General features: G+C 37.0%; 32 protein-coding genes, 1 other RNA gene, 2 pseudogenes and 1 riboswitch. Of the genes and pseudogenes, 31 read left to right on the top strand and 4 right to left on the bottom strand.

What is annotated here, in order from left to right; genetic code table 11:
* The first annotated feature begins 69 nt into the window (after positions 1-69).
* Complete coding sequence (locus tag C6W21_RS05765) at positions 70-531, top strand: hypothetical protein (RefSeq protein WP_106052429.1); 462 nt, start codon at positions 70-72, stop codon at positions 529-531.
* A 173-nt stretch (positions 532-704) separates the two neighbouring features.
* On the opposite strand, the gene C6W21_RS05760 is transcribed toward C6W21_RS05765, so the two are convergent.
* Complete coding sequence (locus tag C6W21_RS05760) at positions 705-896, bottom strand: hypothetical protein (RefSeq protein ID WP_106052431.1); 192 nt, start codon at positions 894-896, stop codon at positions 705-707.
* Between the two features lie 252 nt (positions 897-1,148).
* Between C6W21_RS05760 and C6W21_RS05755 the strand changes: the two genes are divergently transcribed.
* From C6W21_RS05755 to C6W21_RS05685, 15 genes and pseudogenes are all read left to right on the top strand, one after another.
* Positions 1,149-2,228, top strand: coding sequence for a response regulator aspartate phosphatase (locus C6W21_RS05755; RefSeq protein ID WP_106052433.1), 1,080 nt, complete (start codon positions 1,149-1,151; stop codon positions 2,226-2,228).
* A gap of 20 nt (positions 2,229-2,248) precedes the next feature.
* Entirely contained in the window at positions 2,249-2,452 is a 204-nt protein-coding gene (locus C6W21_RS05750; protein WP_106052435.1) for a hypothetical protein, read from the top strand.
* A gap of 97 nt (positions 2,453-2,549) precedes the next feature.
* Positions 2,550-2,774: a hypothetical protein gene (locus C6W21_RS05745; protein ID WP_106052437.1), complete on the top strand. Its 225-nt coding sequence runs from the start codon at positions 2,550-2,552 to the stop codon at positions 2,772-2,774.
* 48 nt (positions 2,775-2,822) lie between these two features.
* A pseudogene (locus C6W21_RS05740) lies at positions 2,823-3,281 on the top strand (Zn-binding domain-containing protein); the annotation flags it as partial.
* A gap of 24 nt (positions 3,282-3,305) precedes the next feature.
* Positions 3,306-4,553 (top strand): ribonuclease H-like domain-containing protein, encoded by a 1,248-nt coding sequence (locus tag C6W21_RS05735; RefSeq protein ID WP_106056060.1) that lies wholly within the window; start codon positions 3,306-3,308, stop codon positions 4,551-4,553.
* A 315-nt stretch (positions 4,554-4,868) separates the two neighbouring features.
* A complete protein-coding gene (gene cotD, locus C6W21_RS05730; protein WP_106049631.1) occupies positions 4,869-5,111 on the top strand; it encodes a spore coat protein CotD in 243 nt (80 codons plus the stop codon).
* Between the two features lie 49 nt (positions 5,112-5,160).
* The gene (locus C6W21_RS05725) at positions 5,161-5,703 is read left to right on the top strand and encodes an SLOG family protein (RefSeq protein ID WP_060596714.1); all 543 of its coding nucleotides are present in this window, start codon (positions 5,161-5,163) and stop codon (positions 5,701-5,703) included.
* 75 nt (positions 5,704-5,778) lie between these two features.
* Positions 5,779-6,084 (top strand): cell division regulator GpsB, encoded by a 306-nt coding sequence (gene gpsB, locus C6W21_RS05720; protein ID WP_012010336.1) that lies wholly within the window; start codon positions 5,779-5,781, stop codon positions 6,082-6,084.
* 61 nt (positions 6,085-6,145) lie between these two features.
* Positions 6,146-6,529: RNase P RNA component class B (gene rnpB / locus C6W21_RS05715), an RNA gene on the top strand.
* A gap of 108 nt (positions 6,530-6,637) precedes the next feature.
* A complete protein-coding gene (locus C6W21_RS05710; protein ID WP_106050212.1) occupies positions 6,638-7,792 on the top strand; it encodes a THUMP domain-containing class I SAM-dependent RNA methyltransferase in 1,155 nt (384 codons plus the stop codon).
* Between the two features lie 107 nt (positions 7,793-7,899).
* Positions 7,900-8,097, top strand: coding sequence for a hypothetical protein (locus C6W21_RS05705; protein ID WP_106049629.1), 198 nt, complete (start codon positions 7,900-7,902; stop codon positions 8,095-8,097).
* A gap of 74 nt (positions 8,098-8,171) precedes the next feature.
* Positions 8,172-10,109, top strand: a complete 1,938-nt coding sequence (locus tag C6W21_RS05700) for an ATP-dependent DNA helicase (protein ID WP_106049628.1) — start codon at positions 8,172-8,174, stop codon at positions 10,107-10,109.
* A 127-nt stretch (positions 10,110-10,236) separates the two neighbouring features.
* Positions 10,237-11,742, top strand: coding sequence for a carboxypeptidase M32 (locus C6W21_RS05695; RefSeq protein WP_106049627.1), 1,506 nt, complete (start codon positions 10,237-10,239; stop codon positions 11,740-11,742).
* Between the two features lie 136 nt (positions 11,743-11,878).
* Positions 11,879-11,978, top strand: a riboswitch (purine riboswitch).
* A 118-nt stretch (positions 11,979-12,096) separates the two neighbouring features.
* Positions 12,097-12,681: a xanthine phosphoribosyltransferase gene (gene xpt / locus C6W21_RS05690; RefSeq protein WP_106050211.1), complete on the top strand. Its 585-nt coding sequence runs from the start codon at positions 12,097-12,099 to the stop codon at positions 12,679-12,681.
* Positions 12,678-13,073, top strand: a pseudogene (locus tag C6W21_RS05685) (solute carrier family 23 protein); the annotation flags it as partial. The gene xpt and the pseudogene C6W21_RS05685, both read left to right, overlap by 4 nt.
* Before the next feature lie 61 nt (positions 13,074-13,134).
* On the opposite strand, the gene C6W21_RS05680 reads toward C6W21_RS05685, so the two are convergent.
* Together C6W21_RS05680 and C6W21_RS05675 are read right to left on the bottom strand one after the other, a co-directional pair.
* Positions 13,135-13,377: a hypothetical protein gene (locus tag C6W21_RS05680; RefSeq protein WP_106056058.1), complete on the bottom strand. Its 243-nt coding sequence runs from the start codon at positions 13,375-13,377 to the stop codon at positions 13,135-13,137.
* A 28-nt stretch (positions 13,378-13,405) separates the two neighbouring features.
* Positions 13,406-14,119 (bottom strand): helix-turn-helix domain-containing protein, encoded by a 714-nt coding sequence (locus C6W21_RS05675; protein WP_106056056.1) that lies wholly within the window; start codon positions 14,117-14,119, stop codon positions 13,406-13,408.
* Between the two features lie 208 nt (positions 14,120-14,327).
* Between C6W21_RS05675 and C6W21_RS05670 the strand changes: the two genes are divergently transcribed.
* From C6W21_RS05670 to C6W21_RS05610, 14 genes are all read left to right on the top strand, one after another.
* Positions 14,328-14,555 (top strand): hypothetical protein, encoded by a 228-nt coding sequence (locus C6W21_RS05670; RefSeq protein WP_106056054.1) that lies wholly within the window; start codon positions 14,328-14,330, stop codon positions 14,553-14,555.
* Between the two features lie 22 nt (positions 14,556-14,577).
* Complete coding sequence (locus C6W21_RS05665) at positions 14,578-15,738, top strand: AimR family lysis-lysogeny pheromone receptor (protein WP_106056052.1); 1,161 nt, start codon at positions 14,578-14,580, stop codon at positions 15,736-15,738.
* Between the two features lie 35 nt (positions 15,739-15,773).
* Positions 15,774-15,896 carry a hypothetical protein gene (locus C6W21_RS19360; protein ID WP_262982457.1) on the top strand — a complete coding sequence of 41 codons (123 nt, stop codon included), beginning with the start codon at positions 15,774-15,776 and terminating at the stop codon, positions 15,894-15,896.
* Between the two features lie 103 nt (positions 15,897-15,999).
* Complete coding sequence (locus tag C6W21_RS18990) at positions 16,000-16,149, top strand: hypothetical protein (protein ID WP_189318147.1); 150 nt, start codon at positions 16,000-16,002, stop codon at positions 16,147-16,149.
* Positions 16,150-16,435: 286 nt separating this feature from the next.
* A complete protein-coding gene (locus C6W21_RS05655) occupies positions 16,436-16,939 on the top strand; it encodes a hypothetical protein (protein ID WP_106056050.1) in 504 nt (167 codons plus the stop codon).
* Positions 16,929-17,243, top strand: a complete 315-nt coding sequence (locus C6W21_RS05650) for a hypothetical protein (RefSeq protein ID WP_106056048.1) — start codon at positions 16,929-16,931, stop codon at positions 17,241-17,243. The genes C6W21_RS05655 and C6W21_RS05650 overlap by 11 nt, the downstream gene beginning before the upstream one ends.
* Positions 17,218-18,267, top strand: a complete 1,050-nt coding sequence (locus tag C6W21_RS05645) for a hypothetical protein (RefSeq protein WP_106056046.1) — start codon at positions 17,218-17,220, stop codon at positions 18,265-18,267. Before C6W21_RS05650 ends, C6W21_RS05645 begins: the two co-directional genes overlap by 26 nt.
* A gap of 349 nt (positions 18,268-18,616) precedes the next feature.
* A complete protein-coding gene (locus tag C6W21_RS05640; RefSeq protein ID WP_106056044.1) occupies positions 18,617-21,673 on the top strand; it encodes an RNA dependent RNA polymerase in 3,057 nt (1,018 codons plus the stop codon).
* Between the two features lie 183 nt (positions 21,674-21,856).
* Positions 21,857-22,057: a helix-turn-helix domain-containing protein gene (locus tag C6W21_RS05635; protein WP_008343997.1), complete on the top strand. Its 201-nt coding sequence runs from the start codon at positions 21,857-21,859 to the stop codon at positions 22,055-22,057.
* A gap of 480 nt (positions 22,058-22,537) precedes the next feature.
* Positions 22,538-23,005: a hypothetical protein gene (locus C6W21_RS05630; RefSeq protein WP_106056042.1), complete on the top strand. Its 468-nt coding sequence runs from the start codon at positions 22,538-22,540 to the stop codon at positions 23,003-23,005.
* Positions 23,002-23,715, top strand: a complete 714-nt coding sequence (locus C6W21_RS05625; RefSeq protein ID WP_106056040.1) for a hypothetical protein — start codon at positions 23,002-23,004, stop codon at positions 23,713-23,715. Before C6W21_RS05630 ends, C6W21_RS05625 begins: the two co-directional genes overlap by 4 nt.
* A 42-nt stretch (positions 23,716-23,757) precedes the next feature.
* Positions 23,758-24,543 carry a hypothetical protein gene (locus C6W21_RS05620; protein WP_106056038.1) on the top strand — a complete coding sequence of 262 codons (786 nt, stop codon included), beginning with the start codon at positions 23,758-23,760 and terminating at the stop codon, positions 24,541-24,543.
* Positions 24,544-24,609: 66 nt separating this feature from the next.
* The gene (locus C6W21_RS05615) at positions 24,610-25,074 is read left to right on the top strand and encodes a hypothetical protein (RefSeq protein WP_106056036.1); all 465 of its coding nucleotides are present in this window, start codon (positions 24,610-24,612) and stop codon (positions 25,072-25,074) included.
* Positions 25,075-25,122: 48 nt separating this feature from the next.
* Positions 25,123-25,695 carry a hypothetical protein gene (locus C6W21_RS05610; protein ID WP_106056035.1) on the top strand — a complete coding sequence of 191 codons (573 nt, stop codon included), beginning with the start codon at positions 25,123-25,125 and terminating at the stop codon, positions 25,693-25,695.
* A gap of 22 nt (positions 25,696-25,717) precedes the next feature.
* Here the strand turns inward: C6W21_RS05610 and C6W21_RS05605 are convergent, their stop codons facing one another.
* Positions 25,718-26,335 carry a hypothetical protein gene (locus C6W21_RS05605; RefSeq protein ID WP_106056033.1) on the bottom strand — a complete coding sequence of 206 codons (618 nt, stop codon included), beginning with the start codon at positions 26,333-26,335 and terminating at the stop codon, positions 25,718-25,720.
* An 81-nt stretch (positions 26,336-26,416) separates the two neighbouring features.
* Between C6W21_RS05605 and C6W21_RS05600 the strand changes: the two genes are divergently transcribed.
* Complete coding sequence (locus C6W21_RS05600) at positions 26,417-26,824, top strand: phBC6A51 family helix-turn-helix protein (RefSeq protein WP_106056031.1); 408 nt, start codon at positions 26,417-26,419, stop codon at positions 26,822-26,824.
* The last annotated feature ends 1 nt before the right edge of the window (position 26,825 follow it).

Genomic DNA, 26,825 nt, shown 5'->3' with positions numbered 1-26,825 from the left:
TAACTATGGAAATTACTGTATATTTTAAGTTATCCTTAACCTGTGATTACAAAAGGGGGAGGGTTTGACTTGAACAAAAAGTGGATTAAAAGAATAACGTTGTCCATTGTAGCTGCGTTGGGTATCTCTTGTACGCTTGGAGAGTTTGCAGATGCAAAAGCTATTCAGCCACAATACGCACAGAATGAAACAGATTCTTTCACCAAGAACGATCCTGAATTATATCAAGACGCTTTAGACCTTGGACTTTCTGACAATGATATTTTTACATTAGACAGCCTTTTGGACAGGGAAGATAAAGCTACAGTACATAATCCTTTTCTTGTAGCGCTAGGGGCAATCACCAGCCTTGCTGCAGTTGTTGGTACTGGATATGGTGCGGGACGCTATATAGCAAAGCAACTGTACAAACGTAAACAGCTTAGTAAGAAATATTACAAAAAACATAGATGGAAATTCAGAGCCGCATTAGTACCAGTTATCGGTATTCCAGGAACGTTTGGCTTTGATGACTACTACATGGACATTTGATTATGTTTGAATATATTTTGATTTTACTCATAATCGCAACTTTGTTACTTACAGTCGTAGAGGTTTCTAAGGTCAAACGAGAAAACAAATCCCTTAGAAACGAGATAGAAGAAATAAAGAAAAACATTAACAAATGATACTTGTCGGCCGTCCATCCGGGCGGCTTTTGTTGTTTAGTTAAACCTCCATTCCTTCTTCTCTTTATCCCATCTAAGCTCTTTTCGGGATATAAGATTTTTGACAGCCTTAAGGATCGTAGGCTCATCCTTACCCGTTTTCCTTTTAAGGTCATCCTTCGAGGGATTTTTTCTGAATCTGCTCATGTTGTAGATGATTCGGTAAAGTTTCCTTTCAAGATCCGTCATGGTGTACCCTCCTACAATAAGAATATATGTTCGATTATAAACACATCCTGAATAAAGATTTCAAGTGCATTCCCTTAATTATGTATTTACTTATATACAAAAATGTTTTACAATAAACAGGAAGTACTTAACCGCATGTAGTGGAATTTGACGAATTTTGCGAAAAAAGGACTTTATGCCTATGTCTTAAGATTGTTTAAAATAATACAATTTGTCTTATACAGTTGTATTCCAAAGAAGGGGAGATTTTACTTGTCAAAAATTGAAACTGGAGAATTAGTGTTCCATTTGAATAACTGGTATCAATCCATAATGAGGGGGGAGATAAAAAAAGCAATAGGCTTAAAAAGCGAAGTCGACCAACTGATGCCCTGTGCAGATCCTGATGAGCAGGTTATTTTGTACTGTCAGTTAATAGAATCAAGGTATAGAATTCTTCTTGAGTCTACAGAAAATAACAGTGACAGTTTTATGCGTGCTGCAGGTGATTCGGAAGTAAATGGAATGCTGTCTTTCTACTATTATTTATTTAACGGTGTTCATGAAGCCTTTAAATCAAATAATTTTAGAGCAATTGAACTTTTTAAGATTGCTGAAAAGAAACTAGGCTTCATTCAAGATGAGATAGAGATTGCGGAATTTCACTATAGAATGGGTACAACTTATTATCATATGCAATCAACATTTTTATCAGAGAATCACCTAGAGAAAGCCGTTGAGATATATAACAAATACGATGACTATAGCCGACGACAAATTACTTGTAATATTGCTTTAGGGCTCAATTACATAGATCAATTTAGGTATGACCTGGCTCAAGAAACGCTTCTAAATTGTTCGGAGATGTCTCGATCTCTTGGTGATGATATTCTATTTAGTATTTCTGTTTTTAATCTAGGGTACCTGCACATCAAAAAAGATGAATTAAAAGAAGCTGTTAAGTTTATTGAGAAGTCCCTACAAAGCAAAGAGCTGAGAGAAAATGCACCGTTTGCATATCTTCACGGTGTCTATGAAGCTGTTAGGAGTTACTTTAAATTGGGTGATTCAAAAGCAGCTTTAAAATGGCTGCAACTGGGGTTCACTTTGGCTTCGGAAAGGGAAAACGGAATCTTTCTATTAAAATTTAACACGTTGCATTCTTTGTATGTTTTAGGTGATAATGGAAAAGTAAGAGAATGTGTGAAAAGGCTTGAACAGAATCAGGCGTATGTAGATGTTGAGGCAATTGCCTTAGACATAGCTGAATTTTATAAGCAGCAGAAGGATTTTAAAACAAGTATTTATTTCTATGATGTTCTGATTAATGCCAAAAAACACATTCTAAAATAAAAGAAGAGGACGTGTTTTGTTTGAAAAAATTGGCGTGTTTTGTTTTAGCAGGAGCAGTCTTATTTTCCGTTGGTTTCTCTACTCAAAGTAGAGGTATGACGGGAAGCAACGTAAAATCAGAAGAAGTAAAACAAGATTTAGCTTCAAGAGGTATGACGGGAAGCAGCGTAAAGCTAGAAGATTTAAAAATCGACGTTGCTTCAAGAGGCATGACAGGTTCATGAAATCAGCCCTTCTTAAAAGGGCGATTTTTTTTAACTTATTATTGTATTTACTTAAACACAAAAGAGTAATATAATCTAATACTAGAGGTGATTTATTTTGGGGAAAGGTAGACCGAAAGAGTTTGATAAGATGATACCCTATCATACCAGGCTACAAGTGAAAACAAAAAATATTGCTGATGCAATCGTGGTAACGTCTCACTTCAAAGGACATAGGGAATTAATAGAACACCTTCTAGGGCTTTACAAAAAAGAGCATCCGGAAGAGTACAAAAAAGCTGAATTGTACTTAGAGCTAACCAAAAAAGAACCTGCCGAATGAGGAGGTTCTTTTCTTTTGTTGTGCTTAGATTCTCTTTCTTTTGTATGTATGTTTATTAAAATCCGGCTAAGTACCGGTGAAAATATTGGCTCTGGACCGATTCACTTACCGGAAGAAGAAATTCATACGAGTGCTGCTTGGTTTGAATTACACGAAGCAGAGCGGAGATTTGAAGAGAAAATACTTGAACAGCTGCTGCTTGGCATCGCAAATGTTCTTCAGCACATTGTACCTGCTTTTGTGATGTGTGACCGCTCAGATATTCATGTTGTTTCACAAATTAAAGCGGCACATACCGGAAAACCGACGGTCTTTTTATATGACCATTACCCTGGCGGAATCGGCTTAAGTAAGGAAGTACAAGCTCGTTTCGATGAAATAGCAGGCGCAGCCATTCAGCTAATTGAGCGGTGCCGCTGTGAAAATGGCTGTCCATCATGCATTGGTATGGAAATGAAGGAGGTCAACGGAAAAAGCAGCATCGTTGAATTGATGTCCGTATTTTAAGGGAAAGGAGGGGGACACCTGCTCATGTCTTTAAAAGGGAAATTAAACAGAATGAAAAAGCACCTATCGCACAATCAGACACATGAAAACCGGCAGAGAACATCAGAAGGACAACCTCAGCCTGTGACTTCAGAAAATATCCCATTTTTAAAAGAATGGGAAACATTAGGTGTATCTCCTTATCACTTTGAGGATTCCTTTTGTCTGATTCGGGAGGTCACCTATTCATTAGAAGATCAGCATGGGCGCTATTCGTTTGCGGAACTGCCGAAGATCATCGAGGCATGGAACGAAAGCGGCATCCAGCATTCGCTATCGGCTAAAGGTTACGAGCCGCACGAGCTGTTTTTCTTTGATACAGAAACAACAGGATTATCTGGCGGTACGGGAAATATGATTTTCTTGCTTGGACACGCACGTGTCTTTTCCGACAAAGTGGTGGTGAAACAGCACCTGCTCACCAATCCAGGAAATGAAGCGGCCCTATACAAAAGCTTTCTCGATGAAGTAAACGTAGAATCGCTAGTTACATATAATGGAAAATCTTTCGACTGGCCGCAAGTGAAAACGAGACATACGCTCTTACGAGATCAAATCCCTGCACTTCCTGAATTCGGTCATTTTGATCTTCTGCACGGATCTAGACGATTGTGGAAGCATAAATATGAACGAATGGCGCTATCCGTTGTGGAAAAAGAAGAGCTGCACGTGCATCGTGAAAACGACACGCCGGGGTTTTTGGCACCGATGATTTATTTTCATTTTTTAAAAGAACAAAATCCGAAGCTGATTGAAGGGATCTTGACTCATAATGAACTAGACGTCTTATCGTTAATCAGCCTCTACATTCATCTATCCAAAAAAATTCTATCTGAGGATGCGGTAAAGGAACACAATGAGAAGTATGCGCTCGCCAGGTGGCATCTTGCCCATCGTGATGTACTGGAAGCAACGAAGCATTTGCAAGAATTAACGGATGCTGATTTTGAGCATGCGAATCAGGCGTCTTATGATCTTTCCTTACAATATAAACGACAAAAAGAGTGGGATGAAGCGGTTCAAATATGGGAGAAATTATTTGAATCAAATGATGTCCATTTAGCATTAAAAGCGGGTATAGAGCTTGCGAAGTATAAAGAGCATCGTCAAAAAGATGCAAGGTCAGCTCTATCCATCACTGAATCTTTATTATCATTCTCATCGTTAAGTCAGCGAGACACGGAAGGACTTGAGAAGCGAAAAAAACGGCTCTTGAGAAAAGCTGGGCAATGAACATTATTGCCCGGGAAAGCGCAAAACATGACAACGTTCGGCTCTCGGCCGAAAATAAAAATTGTTTAGCACTTTTATTGTAGAAAAGTCACGAATCCTGTAAAATAACGTTAGATATTGAATGAGGAGCGTAGAGCATGTATAAGGGTCTTTTCTACTTGTTTTTTCTTGTTGTCATTTTGGTCGCTTTTGTGTTTTCAAACTATAAGGATGTTTTTCTTGCAAACTTTTAAAATAGGTTAATGCATTAGTACATGTACACCTCTTAATTCATACATTGTTAATGTAAGAAAATTAAGGAGAGGGGAATGCTACATGTACCACCATCATCATCATCATTGCCAGCCGAATGTTACACAGCCAATTGTTCATCCGACGAATCATTGCTGTACACACAGCGATTCAACAACAATTGTGCCGCATATCCATCCGCAACATGTGACAAATGTTCACCATCAAAATTTCAAACATGTTCACTACTTCCCGCATACGTTTTCTCAGGTGGACCCGGCAACACATCAACACTTTAACTGCGGTGGACCTTGCTGTAACAGATAAAGTGAAATGGGACTTTTATAAGTCCCATTTTTTAAAAGCAGGTGAAAAAATGAAAATTATTGCTGTCACAGGGTACAAGCCATTTGAGCTTGGGATATTCAAACAAGACGAGCCTGCACTTCAATACATAAAAGCGGAGCTTCAAAAAAGGCTGACAGCCCTGATTGAAGAAGGCCTGGAATGGGTTCTCATATCGGGCCAGCTTGGGGCAGAAATCTGGACAGCCGAAGTAGTATTTGAGCTTCAAGAGGAGTATCCAGCGTTAAAACTTGCTGTCATTACGCCATTTTATGAACAGGAAGAGCGCTGGAATGAACAAAACAAAGAGTTGTATGAGGGGATTCTTGCACAGGCCGATTTTGTAGAAAGTGTCACGCATAGACCATATGAAAGTCCGGCACAATTTAAACAAAAGAACCGTTTTTTTATTGAAAAAACAGATGGCCTTCTCGCCCTTTATGATCCTGAGCATGATGGCTCGCCAAAGTACATGATCAAAGAAGCGGAAACCTATACCGATTACCCCATTATGTACATCACAATGGATGATTTGAGAGCGCAAGTTGAGGCAGAAGATCCGTTTTTTGACTAAAAGCAAGAGAAAATTTGACAACGTCACGTATTTCTGAAAAAATATACTATGAATTCACGATATGAGGTGAAAAAGATGCTTGCTGATAAAGTAAAGCTTTCTGCGAAAGAAATTTTAGAAAAAGAATTTAAAACAGGTGTCCGAGGATACAAGCAAGAAGAAGTCGATAAATTTTTAGATATGGTCATTAAAGACTATGAGACATTCAACCAAGAAATCGAAAAGCTTCAACAAGAAAACCTCCATTTGTCTAAACAGCTTGAAGAAGCTGTTGAACAAGGGAAAAGACAGCCTGCACAGTCTAATACAACAAACTTTGATATTTTAAAAAGACTATCTAACCTTGAGAAACACGTTTTCGGCAGCAAGCTTTATGATTGAGTCTTGCTGAAAAAAGCTTGTGCCTGATGTCATTTTCGTTTATAATAACGCTTATTGATTAACGTTCGGGTAATCGCTGTAATGCTTTTAGACATTGCAGAGGAAAGTCCATGCTCGCACGGTGCTGAGATGCCCGTAGTGTTCGTGCCTGGCGAAAAAATAAGCCAGGGCAGCCTGGGAAAGGCTGACGGCAGGAAAAATGCCTACGTCCTTTTAGGATATGGCAAAGTATCCTTGAAAGTGCCACAGTGACGAAGTCTCACTAGAAATGGTGAGAGTGGAACGCGGTAAACCCCTCGAGCGAGAAACCCAAATTTGGTAGGGGAACTTTCTCAAAGGAACCAAACGGAGAGAAGGACAGAGAATTCTGTAGATAGATGATTACCACCTGAGTACGAGGCATTTGCCGTTTGCAGTACGATGGAACAAAACATGGCTTACAGAACGTTATATCCGTTATGATAAACATGATGAAAACAAAGCTCTCCTATTTCAACATATGGAGAGCTTTTATCTTGAATACATAAAGGACGAGAAAACAGGTGATAAATCAATGAAAACCTATACACTTATCGCAACAGCTCCAATGGGGATTGAAGCGATTGTTGCAAAAGAAGTAAGAGATCTTGGCTATGACTGCACAGTAGACAACGGAAAAGTGATTTTCGAAGGGGATGCTCTTGCGATTTGCCGTGCGAACCTTTGGCTGCGTACAGCAGACCGGATCAAGGTACAAGTCGCTGAATTTTCGGCAAAAACATTCGATGAGCTGTTTGAACGGACAAAGGCGATTGACTGGGCCGCTTTTTTACCGAAAAACAGCACTTTCCCTGTCATCGGTAAATCTGTGAAATCACAGCTTGCCAGTGTGCCGGATTGTCAGCGTATCGTCAAAAAGGCGATCGCGCAAAAGCTCATATCCTCTTACAACATACAGTCTGAATGGCTTGAAGAAACAGGACCTGAGTATAAAATTGAGGTTGCCCTTTTAAAAGATAAAGCTGTGCTCACTCTTGATACATCTGGTGTGGGTCTTCATAAACGGGGGTACCGCATGGATCAAGGCGGAGCACCTATTAAAGAAACCCTTGCGGCTGCACTCGTGCTATTAACGAACTGGACACCTGACCGTCCGTTTGTTGATCCTTTCTGCGGATCAGGAACAATCGCTATTGAAGCGGCCATGATAGGACAAAACATTGCCCCAGGATTTAACCGGGAATTTGCGTCCGAGTCATGGGAATGGATTGGTGAAGACGTTTGGAACAAAGCGCGTCACGAAGTGGAAGAAAAAGCAAACTATGATCAGCCGCTTCACATTATTGCAAGTGATATCGACCACCGGATGGTAGACATTGCACAAATGAATGCGGAAGAAGCTGGTCTAAGTGAATTGATTCAATTTAAACAAATGCAAGTGAAAGACTTTCAAACGAAAGAAGACTATGGTGTGATTGTCGGAAATCCGCCTTACGGAGAACGACTCAGTGATAAACCAGCTGTTGAAAAAATGTATCAAGGAATGGGCGAAGCATTTAAAAGCCTAGACACTTGGTCCATTTACATCTTAACGTCACACGAAAAGTTCGAAGAGTGCTTCGGTAGAAAAGCCACGAAAAAGAGAAAACTGTTTAATGGTTTTATTAAAACAGACTATTACCAATATTGGGGAAAACGCCCGCCTAGAAAACAGACAACTGAATCATAAAAAAATGGTCACACCTACAGAAGGTGTGGCTTTTTTTATCGCAGAAAGGTATAAACCTTCACGGGACGGAATAAACTGAACTTGATTTTAAAAAAAGAGGTGTCTCCATGATACAATATGATCAATTTCAGTTAATCCAAAAAGCACTCGCTTCGACTGCGCAAAAAATTGAAGGGCGAGAAGGTGGACAATCTGCTCAGCTGACAGCAGCCATCGAAGATTTAGCGCTTGCTCAGGCTTACATAGAGCGTTCAGAACATGCATTTTTAATGAAAGAAACCTATCAACATCGTTTGCGGTCGTAAAAAAGATTGTCATTCCCCAGCATAAATGTTACTATTGAATGTCTGAATGATTCAAAAGTTGGGGGTTGAAGCAGGTGACAGCATCTCGTTTGCCTTTTTCATTATCAAAAGAACATAATTTTTACGAAGAACTGGGCAACTGGATTGGTGATGTGTTCTATGACATTTTGCCAGAAAAGGGCTTTGATCTTCGAGATGAACAAATATTTATGGCTTTTCAACTAGAAAGAGCCTTTAAAGAAAAAAGTGTGATGTTTGCCGAAGCTGGGGTAGGCACAGGCAAAACCATCGTCTATCTATTATTTGCCGTCACATATGCAAGGTATACAGGGAAACCTGCGATTATTGCATGTGCAGACGAAACGTTAATTGAACAGCTGGTGAAACAAGAGGGTGATATCTATAAAATTGCCAATCACCTTGATATTCAAATAGATGCGAGATTAAGTAAATCGCATGACCAATATTTATGCTTAAAGAAATTAGAGAAAACCATGCAGCGTGAAGATGATGAGAAGTGGCTCGATATTTATGAATCGCTTCCTTCATTTGTTCATGAATCACATGGCATGCAAAACTTTTATCCGTATGGTGATCGAAAAGAGTATCCAGAACTATCAAATGATGAATGGTCACGCATTGGCTATGACTCGTTTCAAGACTGCTTGACGTGTGATATGCGTCACCGCTGCGGTCTGAATTTATCAAGAGATCATTACCGAAAAGCAACTGATCTTATCATCTGTTCTCATGATTTTTACATGGAGCATGTGTGGACGAAGGAATCCCGCAAACGCGAGGGCCAGCTGCCACTGCTTCCAGAACATAGCTCCGTCGTATTTGATGAAGGGCATCTTCTTGAATTTGCTGCACAAAAAGCACTGACGTACCGAGTGAAGCAATCAATGCTCGAAACATTTTTAGAGCGCCTGTTGCAAAACGATATACGTGAAGAGTTTGCCGAGCTCGTTGAAGATGCACTTGCCTCAAACGATGAGTTCTTTTATCTCTTAAAAACACATGCCAAAGAAATCAAGGGCTCGCACCGACTTGAAATTGGACGTGTGGATGAAGTGAAGCGGTCTGCAAGTGAATTGTGTGATTTGCTTGAAAAAATCGGAGAAGCACTCGTGTTTGAATCAGAGATGTATACAATCGATCAATACGAATTGTCTGTTGTGGAAGAGTACATTGAACAAATGGCGTATTCTCTGTCGCTTTATCAAAAAAATGCGATTAGCTGGCTGGAAAAGCAGGAATTAGATACGACATTTGTTGTGATGCCAAAGACAGTCGCAGAGGTGCTTGGTGAAAAAGTATTCTCGCAAAAAAGACCATACATTTTCTCTTCTGCTACATTGTCTGAAAATCAATCCTTTGATTATTTAGCTGAAAGTCTTGGGATCAAAGATTACTTATCAATGAGTGTCGCTTCTCCGTATGATTACGATGAGCAAATGAAGATTTATTTCCACGGGATTCATCAGCTTCAAGAGCAAGAGGCAAAAGGACAGCAAGTGATCACTCAGCTGAAAGAAAACGGAGGACGATCTCTCATTTTGTTCCCTTCATTTGATGAACTTCATCTCTTTAGAAAGGAGCTTGAGTCATCGGATGAATCACTGCCTTTCCACGTTTATTTTGAGGGTGACGAGGAAATCAGCACGATTGTTCAAAAGTTCCAAGCAGATGAGACATCCGTGTTATGCTCTGTTCATCTTTGGGAAGGGTTAGATATTCCAGGTCAATCATTAACAAATGTGATCATCTGGGGACTTCCTTACCCGCCTCATGATCCGGTATTTGAGGCAAAACGGAATGAAGCAAAGGATGCTCGTGCTGAAGTTGACCTTCCATATATGTTGCTTCGCTTACGACAAGGTATTGGAAGGCTGATTCGGACAAGCCAAGATGCCGGAACCATTCATATTTACTTTGATCGTAGGGAAGATACAGAGCTTCAAAGTAAAATTGAATCCGTTCTGCCAGTAATGCCAATCATCACATCTTAAATAACGCACGAACGAGGAAAAGAGGAGGATACCATCTGCGTATCCTCCTTTTTCATTGACAAAAGAACATTCCTTGAAGTAGCCTTGAAACGTACATACATATTTTATTGATTGGGGGAACAAACGTATGAGTCTTGAAGTAAAAGAGAAAGCGTTTTATCAATTACTAGGAAAAATCGCCCACTATACGGAGGCGCTCCATTTACTTTATTGGGACTCTAGAACACAGGCGCCTAAAAAAAGCGCCGATTTTAGAGCTGAAACCATCGGTCAATTATCAAGTGATATTTTTAATATGAAGACTTCTGATGACATGAGAGATCTTCTTCTCGCATTAAACAAACACCGAGATGAGCTGTCAAAAGATACACAAAAGGCGCTCGAATTATCACAAAAAGAGTATGATGAAAACAGCAAAATTCCGAAAGAAGAATTTAAAGAATACTCGATTTTGCAATCAAAAGCAGAGCATGTCTGGGTAGAAGCAAGGGAGAAATCAGACTTTTCACTCTTTGCACCATACTTAAAACAGCTCATTGATTTTAACAAGCGTTTTATTCAATATTGGGGCGTGAAGCAAACGCCATACGATGTGCTACTCAATAACTATGAGCCAGATATGACGGTTGAACAGCTCGATCAAAAGTTTGGTGCACTTCGTGATGCCATTGTTCCTCTCGTGAAAAAAATCGAAGCCTCTCCTCATAAGCCGGATACTTCATTTTTATCGAAAAGCTTTCCGATCGACAAACAAAAGGAACTGAGTCTCTTCTTCTTAAAAGAATTGGGGTATGACTTTGATGCAGGACGTCTAGATACAACGGTTCATCCGTTTGCTGTGACATTGAGCAGAGGGGACGTTCGTGTGACGACCCGTTATGATGAGCATGATTTTCGGATGGCGATTTTTGGCACGATTCATGAGTGTGGCCATGCCATCTACGAGCAAAACATTGATGAGGCACTGAGCGGAACGCTATTATGTGATGGCACATCAATGGGGATCCATGAATCACAGTCTCTTTTCTTTGAGAATTTTATCGGCAGACATGAAGATTTCTGGAAAACGTACTATCAAAAGCTGCAAGAAGCGTCTCCTGAGCAATTTAAAGATGTATCTTTACAAGACTTTGTGCATGCAGTGAATGAATCGAAGCCGACTTACATTCGAATTGAAGCAGATGAGCTCACATATCCGCTTCACATTATTATCCGCTATGAAATTGAAAAAGCGATTTTTAATGAAGAAGTGGCGGTCGAAGATCTGCCTGCACTGTGGAATGAAAAATATAAAGCATATCTTGGCATTACGCCTCCTAATGATGCCCTCGGCATCTTGCAGGATGTTCACTGGTCTGATGGAAGCTTTGGATATTTCCCTTCATATGCCCTTGGTTATATGTATGCGGCGCAACTAAAGCAACAAATGATCAAAGATTTACCGAATTTTGATGAGCTGATTCAAAATGGGTCTTTTGCACCTATAAAAGAATGGCTCACAGAACATGTTCACCAGCATGGAAAGCGCAAAAAACCATCTGAAATCATTCAAGATGCGACTGGTGAGGAATTAAATGTGCAATATTTAATCGATTATTTAACAAATAAATATACGAAATTGTATTTATCTTAAATAAAAGGCACCCTTTGCTCAGAAGGGTGCTTTTTTGATGCTTGAATATTCTAAAAACGAACATTTTGATCTGATCTATTATTTAAGTTCGGTATTTTTCTAGAAAAGTGCTTTCCAAGCGTCTGAAATCTTGTTATAATTTGAACACTATAACACTCATATAATCGCGTGATGATGGCACGTAAGTTTCTACCGGACACCGATACGGTCCGACTATGAGTGAGCAAAATGAAACAGCTCTTGTTTGAGCTGAAGATCCGTGGATCGTTTTCGCATTGCTTGCTCCTCATGGACAGCAATGCTTTTTTTATGCAAAAAATTAAAATGTTTGCCAATATGCTGGGAGGAAGAATGATGGAATTGTTACATCAAAAAATTGAGAACGAAGGAATCGTTCTGTCAAATCAAGTGTTAAAGGTAGATGCCTTTTTAAATCATCAAATTGATCCTGTGTTAATGCATGAGATCGGGCAAGAGTTTGCTAGATTATTCAAGCATGATGGCATTACAAAAATTGTCACAATCGAATCTTCTGGCATTGCACCTGCTGTGATGGCTGGACTAGCTCTTCAAGTACCAGTTGTCTTTGCTCGAAAACGTCAATCACTGACACTAACAGATAACCTATTAACAGCGAGTGTGTACTCTTTTACGAAAAAAGTAGAAAGCACGATCGCTGTTTCAAATACGCATCTCAGTGAAAAAGATTGTGTATTAATCATTGATGACTTTTTAGCGAACGGGGAAGCCGCTAAAGGGCTTGCCGCAATTGCAAAGCAGGCGAAGGCGAAAGTAGCCGGATTTGGCATTGTCATTGAAAAGTCATTCCAGCCCGGAAGGAATGCGCTTATTCAAATGGGCTACCGCGTCGAGTCCCTTGCACGTATTGAATCACTTGAGGAAGGGAAAGTCACGTTTGTAAGAGAGGTACAATCATGAGTGCCGCTAAAGGAGCCAAAACGCTCTCGCTGGGGATTCAGCATGTGCTGGCGATGTATGCAGGTGCCGTTCTTGTGCCACTCATTGTGGGAGATGCGCTCGGCCTCACCCCTGCACAGCTGACTTACTTAATCTCGGCAGATATTTTCATGTGCGGGGCTGCCACACTCCTTCAAGTATGGAAAAACCGTTTCTTTGGAATCGGTCTGCCTGTTGTATTAGGCTGTACATTTACTGCGGTTTCTCCTATGATTGCGATTGGCTCTAAATACGGAATTTCGTCTATTTATGGAAGTATTATCGCTTCAGGGTGTATCATCATTCTTCTTTCCTTTTTCTTTGGGAAGCTTGTGAAATTTTTCCCGCCTGTTGTGACAGGGTCTGTCGTAAGTAATGTTGTTTGAGTACAACTAGATCAATTCAACAAAAAAAGCCTTGTTAAAGGCTCTGTTATCAAATGAAGATATTGTTCATAATCTTATTAACTTCTAAATTCGTTTTATGTATTGCATCATCCGATGGTCGTTGGTTTGAGTAGACTGTTATGTTGTACTTTTCGATTTTCATTTTTGATATGTTTTCTGCAGATTCCTTATCTGAGGAATCGAGTGCATCATCTATAAAATTGCGAATTCTAATATAACTTTTTTTAATATACTCACTTGCAAATGATTTAATATGTAATGATTCTGTCATCTATTGACCTCCTTTCAAAAAATTCAATTTAAGTCCAAAGATCATCTGATGTATTTAAAGAACGAATTTTTTCTCTTAATCGTGGTTTGCCAAAAGCAATCATTTCTTCATTAATTCGATTTTCCTCTTCAATTAAAGTGTTGAGGACTCTCAATAATGCTTTCTCATCTAAATTGTATGGACTGATGTCTTCAAAGAAATGAGCAAAGAATAAAAAGAACTCTTTTTTGCTTTTCATAGCCTCGGTACAATTGTATAAACCCTCAGCGATATTAAATCCGTAGTAGCCCAAATCCAAAGCCGATTTTAAGTTGTCGGATATACGATCTATTTTATCAACGACAATTTCTTCATGGCTTTTTTGTTCTTCTATATAGTCTAAAACTTTCTGAGGCACATAGTCAGGATTGTTTTGAGCCTCTTGACTTTCCTCTTCGATTTTTCTTTCTTGTTCTTCTTCCCAATGCATTTCAATTTCTTCTTCTAAAGAAGGGCTGATATTGAAATGTTTTAGCGCTGGTTTAATTTCTTCTTCGGGTAGACCTAGAATGCGAAACATTTTTCGCATAGTTATATAATCTGGCTTTTTGTTGTATCCGTTTTCTATCTGACTTACATAAGATCTGTTTTTTCCTAAAGTTCTAGATAATTCAGAAGAGCTTATATTGAGATATGCTCTTTTAACTTTTAAGAACTGACCTAAATTACCTCGGAATTCGGAAAAATGATTACTACTTTTCAAATTTCTCACCTCGATATCGAATTATACATCATGAATCAAATATAATCAAATGCATCATATTAAATAAAAAATGTAAATTATATTGATTCATATGAATCGTTGGGTTATAATTGATTTATGATAATCGTTAAGAATAACCTACGATCCTTGACAACTTAATAACCCACAACGAAAAATTTACATCTAATTGGAAGTGAGGTGGATTATAATGAGAGACATGCAAAACTTCTCATCTTGGCAACTAGCACAAAACATAATGATGCATGAGTTCATAGCGAAAAATGATGATCTATTAGATCGATTTCCATTATGGCTTCAGCACAACAGGCATATCGGAGAATTTGACTTGCTCCCAAAGAGTGAAATCAACAAGATGATCAAGCTATTTGATCCTGCAGCTGATGTTGAGATAGATAGAGCATTGCAATTCATATAGAAGAAACTAGGGGGATATTGGATTGAGCAAATTAAAAGCATTCATCAAAAGCAAGTGTGAAGACGATTCTTCGCTTGCAGCAAAATTGGCATCTATTGCAGGTTACTCTCAAACATCAGGATTGTACAAATTCCTTAATATCAGTGGAAAAGAAACGAGTGACTTGCAGATGATCATTGATATGATAAAAGAAATTGATCCAGACAGAGAGATTGATTTGATGTGTGACTACATATTCACGCTTGATCCAGGTAAACAATGTGCAAGACAGGCTTTGGAATACCTGTCTGTTAACGCTCAAAGTGAAAAGCTTGATGCTTATATCGAATTTGTTTTAAGTAACACTGGGAATGCTAAAACCATAGAGTGGGCTAAAACGTATAAGTTACAAAGAGATGCAGAAAAAGGTCTAGTGAATTTTGAAAATTTAATCAGATTGCTTGGGAACTTAAACTTAAAGACAGAGGAAATGAAGGTCTACAGTATGATCATCCCGATGTATCCAGCGTTATGGAACAACTATTTCAATAGACTTGAATCATTATCAGAGAATGTTTTCATTGATAACCTGGAAGACTCATATGTAAAACAATCATTTCACAGTCGATTGATGTTACTTCTAGCCAACTGTGCTTTTAACCAAAATCAGCTTGATAGGGTTCATTACTACACAAGCTATGGCATCCTCAATTCGAACGTAAGAAGAATCACAGCTTATTCATATTTAGCTCAGGGTAACTCTCTAATGCTTTCTGATTACTCAACAAGCAAGCGTTGCTTTCTCTCAGCTTTAGAACACTCAACTGAAAATAGAGAGAGATCAATTCAAGCATTAAGAAGCTTGTGCTTCCTTGAAAACTTATGGGGTAAAGAAAATAAATGGTTGAATCACGATTCGAATGAAATTACTGATAGACAAGAAGTTGCTCACGCTTATATCCGCAAAGGAGAAATGGAGCTCGCTAAATCGATTTTAGATAGACTAGAAGATGAGGAACATGATGATAACCAGTTAGGTATGCATATGTATCTAAAAGGGCTTTTACATGGCTCAGAGAGCTATTTCTACAAGTCTATTAGACACTTCAAATTAAGTGGTGATAAATTCTCTGTTAACTTGCCATTGCTTGAACTTGAAAAGTTAGGTGCAGATAAACTTATTCTAGAAGCGTTGGCAATTTAACTACCAAAATTTATCACTTGAAGGGAGGTGAAAAAATGAAAAAAGTATTCGCACTTACTATTGTAGTAGCTGCAATTTTCTTCGGAGGTGTTGCTACAGGTACACAAATTGATACTGCTTCTGACTACAGCACAGCAGGATTTGGTCGTGGCGCTTAATCAAAAGCTTTACATATTAGAAAGGTGGGGAGATTGGATCCCTGCCTTTTTGATATATCGTTCCACGTAAAACGATTTGAATATAAAACAAAAGGAGAATTAAATGAAACTAAACGACAATGAGAAATTAGTTGAGTCACACAAAGAGGAACGTATCAAGAAAGCTTCAAAATACATAAACAGACAATATGATAAAAGCCTTCGTATGTTATCTGAGCAAGGTGAAGGTGCATCATCAAAAGATTTTAAATAAAACAGAAGGAGGAATTGAAATGATTTTAAGTCTAACTTGTAAATGTGGAAACGAAGCGGAGTTTAATAAGGAACAATTTTAAATAGTGAAATTTCTGATAATGATTTTGGCCACCATGAGATACATCTGTCATTCGATTCTGAGATTTACGGTACTGATGAAATAGGTGGAGAGTATTTCGTAGTTAGTGACCTTTGTGTGAATGATGAAAGTTTGGTCTTAACTTGTAACCGATGCAATTCATCTTTAACTATCAAGAAATCTTAATAAAGGAAGGAGGAAGCGATTGGGTAAATTCAGAAGCATGGCTATCTCAAGCATGGCAGAGGATCTTGGGTTTACAACTGAATTAAAAAACAACGGCACATATTATAACCCTGAATTGAATGCGCTGCTGATCACTAATGGATTTGTAGCTGATTTAGTGAAATTAAACTATTTCGAGTCAGCGATAATCAAAATGCCTTACAGGATGAATAAAGGCGTGTGTAAAAAAATTCTCTATAGAGAATCAACGACTAATCTAAGAAAAGACATAGGTGTAATGATCAGAAGCATGAACTCATTCACTTCTGATGGATATCACAGAATGAACATAATTAAATGGAATGATGAATGCGACTCTTTAATCGTTTCAAGTGAATACTGTCCTGAAGCGGCAATACATATTGATTTAATTGAAAGAAGTAAGTTGAAATACATAAGGGAATTAGAAGTAGGTAAAACAACTCTTTTATGCAAATTAGATTGTGACGAAGAAAGGAGAGTTGTTGTCCTACATGCAAAATAATAACCACTATTACACTGATCAAGTATTTGAGGATGAGAAGGACGCAGAGATACAGTTCTTTCAGAATAATCAATATGCGCTGGAAATTGGTTTGGACAACACTAACAAAGCGTTAAAACACTTTGAGAATCAAATAGCAATGCTTACGGATTTTATAGCGGAGCTAGGGTTAGATGAGGAATACATAAAGTACATGTACGAGATCGCAACAGATGAACATAGCGATAGCAGCTGCAGAGAGACAGCGAGATATTACATAGATATTATTACTGAAAAGCATGGGAGCGATAATTATAAAAATTGAAATATTAAAACCTGGAGTGATTTTTAAAAACCACAAAGATTTTTGCGAGAGAATGGGTTTAGCATTTAAAAATTCAACGAACAGTAGAAAAGCTCAATTAAAAGAGTTAGCCAGATATTGCATATTTGAAAAACAAGGCCATTCCATAATAATTAAAAAATGTTTTGTAACCCCTGTACCGAAAGCGAAGCTTGCTAACAACTCTGTATACAATGAATTAATCGAATGGCTAGTGTTGGATATATTATCTCAAGAACATAATAACGGTCGTATCTACATAACAAAAAGTAAATTGATTAGCTCTCTTGGGTTTGTTAATCAAAATTACTTCAAACATATGCACGACAAAAAGAAAATTGCTTTATTAGTTGGTGTTGACAGCGACTCCGTTCAGGATTTTTACAATACAAGTCAAAGTAGTTTTAAAAAGGCCATCGAAACAGCATTGAAAGGTCTAACAGATCGTAGCATGATAAGTTGCACTTCCGTTTTTAAAGTGAAAGAAAACGGACAAGAATCAAGATTGGCAACGACTGAAGAAAGAGAAGCGATTCTAGCCTGTCAAAAGAAAATAATGAAAAAACTAGGTTTCACTAAGCTCTCTCAAATTGTAACAAGAGGGAAAAAGGTGTGGAGAGACTTTGAGACACAAGTTAACAAAGAGCTATATTTATATAATAACATCAATTCTTATTTCCAAGTGTACGAGATTATTCTTAATAGAAAGTATATGGAGGAAGAATGTATTAGCATGTTGGGGTTGCAATTGAAAAAAGCGGAGCAAGGTAAATACACTCAAGAAATAAATGTCAAAGCATGTGCAAAATTATTACATAATGCTAAGAAACGCCATATAAACTCTTCTGAGAATTTATATAGGAAGCAATCGAACTATACAGAAGACATTAGTGCGCTGATAGATATTTTAATAAGACATAATGCCGATTCTATATCAGATGATTTAAAATCGCTTAGTACATTAGACGAGAAAACTAACAAAGAGATTGCCAATATTTTCAGCTGAAGAAAAACGACCAAAGAAACGGCTTTATCCAAAAAACAAAAGATATTTACCTTTCGTGGTCGTTTTTTAAGAGTTGGTCTGTACATAATAAATCAACTTTTCACCCATTTCTTTAAAAGGAAAAACAAAATCCCAATCACAGTCTGAAGGGGGTATGGGGGATGGTTGGCTGCACGATAGATAATTTGGAACGTAGTGGAAAATTGTCTATCTAAAGCATCCCCCATGTAGTACATAAACACTCACATGCAAAAGAGCAGTTGCACAAAGCAAGCTTTGTACACCTTCTCATCATGATTAACAAGTTAATCATTCTTCGTGATAGAAATAACAATTTGGAGGAGATTCATTGAAATCAAACTTATCAAAGCAAGTATACATTTACTCATTAGACACATCAGCATTTTTTACACCAGAAGAACAGGCCATCAATAATGAAAATCTTAGCTTGACGTACTTCGTAGAAATTTTGAAAGAAATCAAAAGTAGCAATGCAAGTCTAAATGCAACGGATAAAATTGAACTAACGGAAAAGCAAGAAGGAGAAATGAAAAAACATCATCCTGCCAAAAAAATAATTACTGATTATGTAGATTCCTTGAAGATAGTTGCCAAAAAGGAGCTGGAAGGTTCAGAAGAAAAGCAGCTGAAGAATATCGAGGTTTTGGAGGATGAAGGGCTTACCAGAAGAAAAATTGTAAAGCTGTGTGGGATTGCTAATCTTATTAAAAACCAAAATAAGAAGAAAATGAAAGAATTGATGTCGGACTTTAAAAAGACAAGGGAACTCAATCTCGACTCAATCAGATACAAGAACACTGGAGATATCAATATTAACAAGGTTATTGGTGTTTTTGAATCAACCTTAACTAGAACATTAGGGATTGAAACAGAAAACGAACAACCTTCAGATGAAATTATTATTGTTGAAAGTTTTTATGAAGAAGTTTTCGGCAGTCTGATCAAAAAAGGATTTAAGTTCAATAAAAAGCAGTACGACTATTATGCTTCATCTGCTGGACAGATTCGTGATAAGAAAGGTGTTTTCATCAAGAAGTCATCGCTCAATAAGCACAAAACAAACTTAATGTGTGGACTTAATGAAAAATTGATCAACTCTAAAGGCGGTATGAATATCAATAAGTGGAATGCTTATCTTGCTTTATCGAATAGTGCAAGTTCTGTATGGGAAGGCTTCGATATTGATAAAGCTATAGTTGTTCCAGATTTCGAGAATGAAATTGAAGGAAGCTTTGACTATATTGATCGTAATACATATGAAATAATTCGGAAGAAGATGACTATTCCAGTCGATCAGACTGATGGCTGCGGAATGATATTGCCAACTGTTGCAGATAAACCATTTCAATTCAGAGCACCATTTATGAAGGGGATGCTAGTACCTTTCGATTTCAAACAGTTTGCAAAAGAGCATGGTAAATCAATTATAAAAGACATTGATGGTCGTGAATGGGATGTGCTGGTAGACGATATTCACATGATCCTTACTAAGTCTCAATTTAAAATGTGGAGCTATTATGGCAACGAAAGTGAAAGTAAGTGGGATCACTACAAACGCTGTTTCAAGGAATATAATTGTGAAGCATCCAAACTAAATGAGGAAGAGGAGAACTTAAAGACAAGTAAGCTTAACTATCAAATGCTTCAAACATTAACGGACATCACAGACAGCGAAATGACAAGATTAACAAAACTTACGATTAATGAGATCAAAACACTTTATCAGAGCACTGATGCCATGTTAGATGTTATGGGAGCCGTTGAAGAAAATGAGAAAAGAAGCAATCTCCAGGAAGCTCTGTTTGTATATCCTAGCTTATTAAAAGATAATCATGTGAAAGAAACGATCAAGGAAATTAAAGCGAGGATGATCAAGGAAGCTAAAGCAGGAAAAATAAAGTTAAAAGGATCACATCATACTTTCTTAATACCCGACCTGTACGCAGCTTGTGAATTTTGGTTCAATGGCGAGAAAAATCCAAACGGATTAATTGAAGATGGAGAGGTTAGCTGTAATTTATATGAAGACAGCTTAGAAATTGATGTGCTTCGTTCTCCTCACCTTTATAGAGAGCATGGCATCAGATCCAATGTGATAAACGAAAAAACGAAGAAATGGTTCATCACAAAAGGAATCTATACATCAAACAAAGACTCTCTATTTAGGTTACTGCAGTTTGATTTTGATGGTGATAAAGCTCTTGTTGTAAGCGATAAGGAATTTGTCAGTATTGCTAAAAGAAATATGAAGGTTGGCCAAGATGATGAAATTCTTCCTCTTTATTATGAAATGGAATCTGCTCAGAAAGATATCATAGAAAACGGAAAAATATATGACAATCTGAGAAGTTCTTTCAAGGTCAACATCGGAGAGTTTTCTAATAACATATCAAAAGTTTGGAATAGCAAAGATGTAAACCTTGATGTAATCAAATGGTTAACGATGGAGAACAACTTTGGAATAGACTACGCAAAAACGCTATACCAGCCAACGAGGGCTACACATGCTAGTAATGAGATTGAAAAGTTCTTGAAAGTTGAAGAAGGTGATAAAACAAGAAGGCGAAAGCTGCCATACTTCTTCAAATATGCGAAAGACAAGGACGCGAAAAACGTTGAAATTCCTAATGGTGCTATGACTGTTGATAAGATAGATATAATTATGCCGACTGCAAGAGAAACGAAAAGAAGTTTTGATAAGGCGTTGGATCCATTAGAGTTTAATTACAGACTGTTCTTGAGTCCGAAATTACATAAGAAAAAACCATTAACAAAAGAAAATATTGATAAATTAGACCAACTCCTTAAAGAGTATAAAGAATTATACAAAGCGAAATATTATGAAAGTTTAAGCGCACCTGATCGTAGCCCTAGATTGCTAGAAAGGATTAGAAGATTAAACGAATGTGTAATGCGTGAATTGAAGATAAATCATGGGGATTCAGATTTATTAAAGATGGTTGAAGTGATCAAAGTGTACAAAATGATGGATACGAATAAATACAGATTAGGCAATCAAGAGAAAAAGGAAGAAAAGAGATCTGATAAAAAATGGTTTGTGTATAAGGTATTCACTAACGAACTATTGAATCTAGATGTGACAAAAACTGAAGTGGTCGATATCTTAGTTGAATATCTATTCTTCATTAAGAAGACGAAATTCAAGGATACATTATGGGGATGCTTTGGAAATGATCTCCTGTGGAATCTGAAGACAAATTTAAATGTGATTGCTGAATGTAAAAACCATCATTGTGAAAACAAGTTGAGTGATCTGAATGCCAGAAGACATTACTTATGTGAGGATTGTTATAAAGATCATCGGAAACAGTTGGATGCGGATAGAAAAGCGATTGCGAGAAAAAACAGAAAAATGTCCGCTTGAATTTGATAACAGATTAATGGATGCACGAAGAACCCTTGATACAACAAGGGTTTTTTATGTTCATATGAATTTCTATAACCGTATACTAGGGAATAAATAATTCCCCATTTAAAACATAACATAAAAATGAATGATAACGCAATGATTAAATAAATCTTGCGAAAGGAGTCGGGACTAGAATAAATGAATATCGAACGATTTGAACTAAGACAAGCTATGCAAAAAAGAAGAATAACCCAAGTGGAAGCAGCCAAGCATTGTGGTTGTACCCAGTCTCATTTAAGTAAATACTTCACTTTCGAGTGCGAGATTTCAAAAGAAAAATTAAATCGACTTGTCGAATTTGTTTATTCTCGCCCTGAGCTCGTATGGAAGAAAAAGTAGCAAATTTTTTGGTCGTCACTACAATACCGTTTGTTGCGGAAACAGCGAATAAGGGTTGTACCTAGCAATTTCAGCGACCTTACCAAAAACAAATGAATTTGCGTTCACGTTTTGTAGTTTTGTAATCATTTCATTTCGCCTCCAGAAAAACGAATGATTAGGTGCGGTTTGTAAGATACAGCCCACTGCCCCCGAAAGTTACAAACATTTTTATTTCTCCTTTTTGTATGAGTGTTGGGGCGCTATATGCGCTCCTGTATTCGTACAACTAAAAAAATTCAAACGATAATATCTCATATAAATGGATGGTGTAAGCCATGTTTAAACCAAAATGGGGAAGCTCAAACCCCAATACAAATTTTCGAAAAATCTATAGCGAAATTGATCCTGCCTTACTGGAACGAGTTGAACAAAATATAAAGAAAGAGATTTCTATGACAAGTTTAGTCCCTCGTTGGATAAAGGAGGTGACACGTTTAAATGAGTAATATCGAGCAAAATTTTTTGGATATTTACAGACTGATTTCATCTAATGAAAAGAATAATAGGTTCTTATTTTATAAAGAATTCCCATTATCTTCAGATCATCCCGATGTAACAAATGATGATCAAATCCCCTTATTAATCTACAGATCCCCTAAAACAGATGATCTGGAAGATGAAAAACCAATTGCTAGAATGTGTATGTATTTAGCGAACGGTACTCCCACAAATAACCTACAAATTCAATCCCAAGATATCATGATTGACATCTATACCAGTATTGATGAAGTGGAACAAATTGAATTAAGAAACTTAAAGATTCAAGACAATCTTGCGCAGCTACTTTTTGATAGCAGAGCAACTGGCTTCGGAAAAATTGTGAATTATAAGCGAATGCTAATTCCTAATTCCCCAAATGGATATATCGGTTATAAGCTTATTTTTACTTTTGGTACAAGTAAATGAAATCAAATGATTTTATGCAGCTTTTCGGCACTGGTCAGCCTGTAAAAACACCTATAGGGAATTGTCACTTCATCAAGATTAAAGAGTATGTTGATTTCTCAAGTGATCTTCAATTGATGGCAGACAACAAAGATAAAATATCTGAATCTATGAGACAGACCTTGAAAGGTGAACTCGATCCCCAGGATACTGAAGAGCTGGTTAGTGGTCGTAATTTATTTCAACTAATTTTGATGCATCCTCTGTATTTAGAAGCTTATCAATCTATATTTATCAAGGTTTTCAATGATAAAGAGATCATGTCAAAGATATCGAATGAAAACTTCATGGAGTTGAGAAGTCTTGTTTTAAAAATGCATTTAATCAATGAGGACAAGAAATCACCAAATTCAGAGATAGAAGAGCTTAATCAGATTTCTAAGGAATTAAAATCAAGTGATAATGGTGCTGATCTATCAGACATGATTAGTGTGGTTGTAGTAATGACAGGCATAGACTATTCCGCTATTAATGAGTGGTCACTTTACCAGCTTTATCTTACATATCACCGCATACTTAAAAAAGAAAATCATGATGCGTCTGTTATTTTTGCTACTGTCAGTTCAGAAGTGAAGGTTAATGGATGGGACGATCATATTAATCTATACGCTGAGGAGAAACATCACTTGTCACAAAAAGATTCAGAATCAATTGAAAAATTACTAGGCTGATAAAATCAGTCTTTTTATTATTTAAGGAGTTGTTTATTAGAAATGGCAAAGCAGTCAGTTATACACGAAGTTGCTAAAATTACAATGAAACAAATTAGTACAGGAAAAGTAATTGGTTCGGCAGTAACACAATTAACATCCCTCGCACAACAAGTTCAGCAGGACTTTTTAAAAGGTGGTTGGGGCAATAGAGACTTATACGTAATTAACTCAAGCAAAGAGGTTTCGGGTAACATTAGAAACGCTTTCTTTGATCTTGATTTCATGGCCATGCAGCAGGGTGTTTCCATTGAGAACGAAACTATTTCCGTTTACGAAGATGAAGTTCTAACAGTTAATGATTCAAACGGTGTTACCTTGACGAAAACACCTGTGGAAGATTCAGAAGTTACATTCACAAATAAAGCCAATGGTGAAGTCTATCAGACTGCCGTTTCTGGAACGAGTTATACATTATCCAATACTTTTGCTAAAAAGGGCGAACAAGTTACAGTTCATTACTTGATTGAAGTAGATGCTGAGACTGTTGAAATCAATGGTGATAAGTTCTCAGAGAACTATTACTTAGAACTCCATACACTTGAATATGATCCAATTACATCTAAAGTTTTCAGTGACTTATACATTCAGTTGCCTAAAGTTAACTTCTCAGGCGAGTTTGATATGTCTCTTGAGGCTGGACAGGCATTTACACCAGAGTTAGGTTATAGAGCGCTTGCGGATGACAACGGAAAAATCGGACGTTTTGCAAGAGTTAAGCGTAATGAAGATGGCTCAAAAGGAGCAGCGCCTTCAACGCCTAACGATAGTGGAGACTTAGGAGATTAATTAATTTGGGTGTGTGATTAATCATTGCACACCCTTAATATATTCACACAAAAAGGAGAATAAAAAATGACAACAAAAGCAGTGAATTTAACGACATTAGGTGAACTCACCAAGAAATATGATGAGAAAAAGAAGGTTCAACTGAATGATGAGTTCCACCTTTATATTTATCCAGAGTTTGCGCCCAGTAAAATTGCGGAAGTGTTAAAAGAGTTAAATACTGATTACTTCAACGGAGGTAAAAATGATTTAAAGATTGATGAAATTGCTATGACAGATTGGTTGTATTTCTTGATTATCAAAAAATTTACAAACCTTAAAATCCCAAACAACCTGAAATCTAAAATGAGTGCGTATATCAACTTAGTCGATAGTGGGTTGATGGGACAGATTATGATGTCATTTCCCGAAGAAAGTATTCAGAAGGTGTTAGATCATATCAAGAGTGTTGAGGATGCTGTAGAGCAGCTTGTTGACAGCGATTTAGATAATAAGACGGAGCAAGTTATTAAAGCGTTAGACGAGCTGTAAGGCACGTAAAACAGAATGGAATTAAAATCAGAGAGGATTGATTTAAGAATGGAAAAGAAGTATAACTTTGGTGTTCAGCAGATTGCAGACGGTATCATTGGAAAGATTAGAAGTACAGCAGGTGATATTCGGCTTTTAGACAAAGAAAGAAAAAAATTGCTTGATGAAGTGGAAAAAGAAATGTCTACTTTAAAATCGTTGGGTGAATTTCATCATATTTTAGTAGCTGCCAATACTTGGGAGAAGGGAAATGCAGATAGTATTTCAATGGATGAATTTATTGAGGGTGTAAATAAGGAACTTATTATTGACGTACCACCGGGAAATTTTATTGAAGTAAACAACACACAAATGTTTGATATTGACGGATTCAAAAGAGTTACCAAAGAAATGTTAAATCATATTGCGAAGCTAGAGTTTGAGAATGATCAACTGGCCAATCATAGATTAGACCCTTTTTATGAACCAAGTGAAGAAGTAAAAGAAACAGTTGATCACATTGTTGAGGAATATAAAGATGAGATTAAAGAAGTTTTGTCGGTGAGTAAAGATACCGTTGAATGTCTAGGTAGATTATCGTTTAAAGATGCAAATGAAATTAGAAAGCTATTATCACCATGAGGATTAATAGCTTTTGTGTTGTTTAGATATCTCTAAATTGTAAAAGGAACTCTTCTACAATGTTTATACAACTTGGAATAAATTCTTTTTCTAACTGGAATATCATTTCACCTTTATCATTATTACTAATTATTAAATCATGTAGGGTGACTTTTAACTTCTCGTTTAGAATTGATGAATTGTGAGCAATGACATTTCTCAATTCATTATACGCCTTAATGGATTCCCAATTGCTAGAATTAAATGGCTCTGTAATGTTGCAGACCTTAGTAAAATACTTCTCTGCTTTTCTAATACCCTGACCATGTAAATCCTTATATGATACAGTGAGGTTTCTTCTTTCTTGAGCTACATCACAAAGAGTTTTAATATAGTTTTCTAGAGTAAAATAGATTTGTAAAAAGACTGTCTTCCTTATTAATTGGGGATATATTTGCTCATAATAATAAAATTCTAAACCCTTGTAATCAAAATATTCTTGTTTATATTCTTCGCTTTTTCCTTCTGTTGCTTTTTGAAATTTTCTTTCTAGTTCTAATAAAGCATCTTCGTTTCTTCTTTCTGATTCTATGTAAAAATCTTTTATATGAGATAATTCTTCGATTGCATTGAATAGCTTCGCCTGAGATGATCTGGACAAATTAACACCTACTTTAACTTAATAGGTGAATTATAATAAATAAACAAAATTATGTAAATATAAAGGAGTGTAAAGCAAAATATGTTAGATGAAAGAAAGATTAGATCGATCTCATTAATAGCTGAAGGGAGGATGACAATGCAAGGTATTGCTGATGAAATTGGAGTCAGTCGCAATGCATTATACTTGTGGAGAAAAGATAAAGAATACTCACTGGAGCTGGACAATGAGATACAAAACTTCAAACTTTTAGCACAGCAAGAAAGAAGCGCAAGAGCTAAAAATTGGTTTAAAAAATTGGAGAATATAGGCATGGATGATAGTCAAAAGACTAAGGATCAGCTAGACGCTCTCAAAACGTTGCTGGCATATTCAGAAGGTACTCCAACATCTAAGGTTGAAATCACTGAAACAAAGTCTAATGAAGTAGATAAAGAAACAATCGAAGATGAAATTAAGAAGTGGAAGAAATCTAAGGAAGAACAATAAA

The organism is Bacillus sp. NMCN1 (assembly GCF_002998085.1).
GTDB lineage: Bacteria > Bacillota > Bacilli > Bacillales > Bacillaceae > Bacillus.
This window is presented reverse-complemented; position numbering and strand designations above follow the sequence as displayed.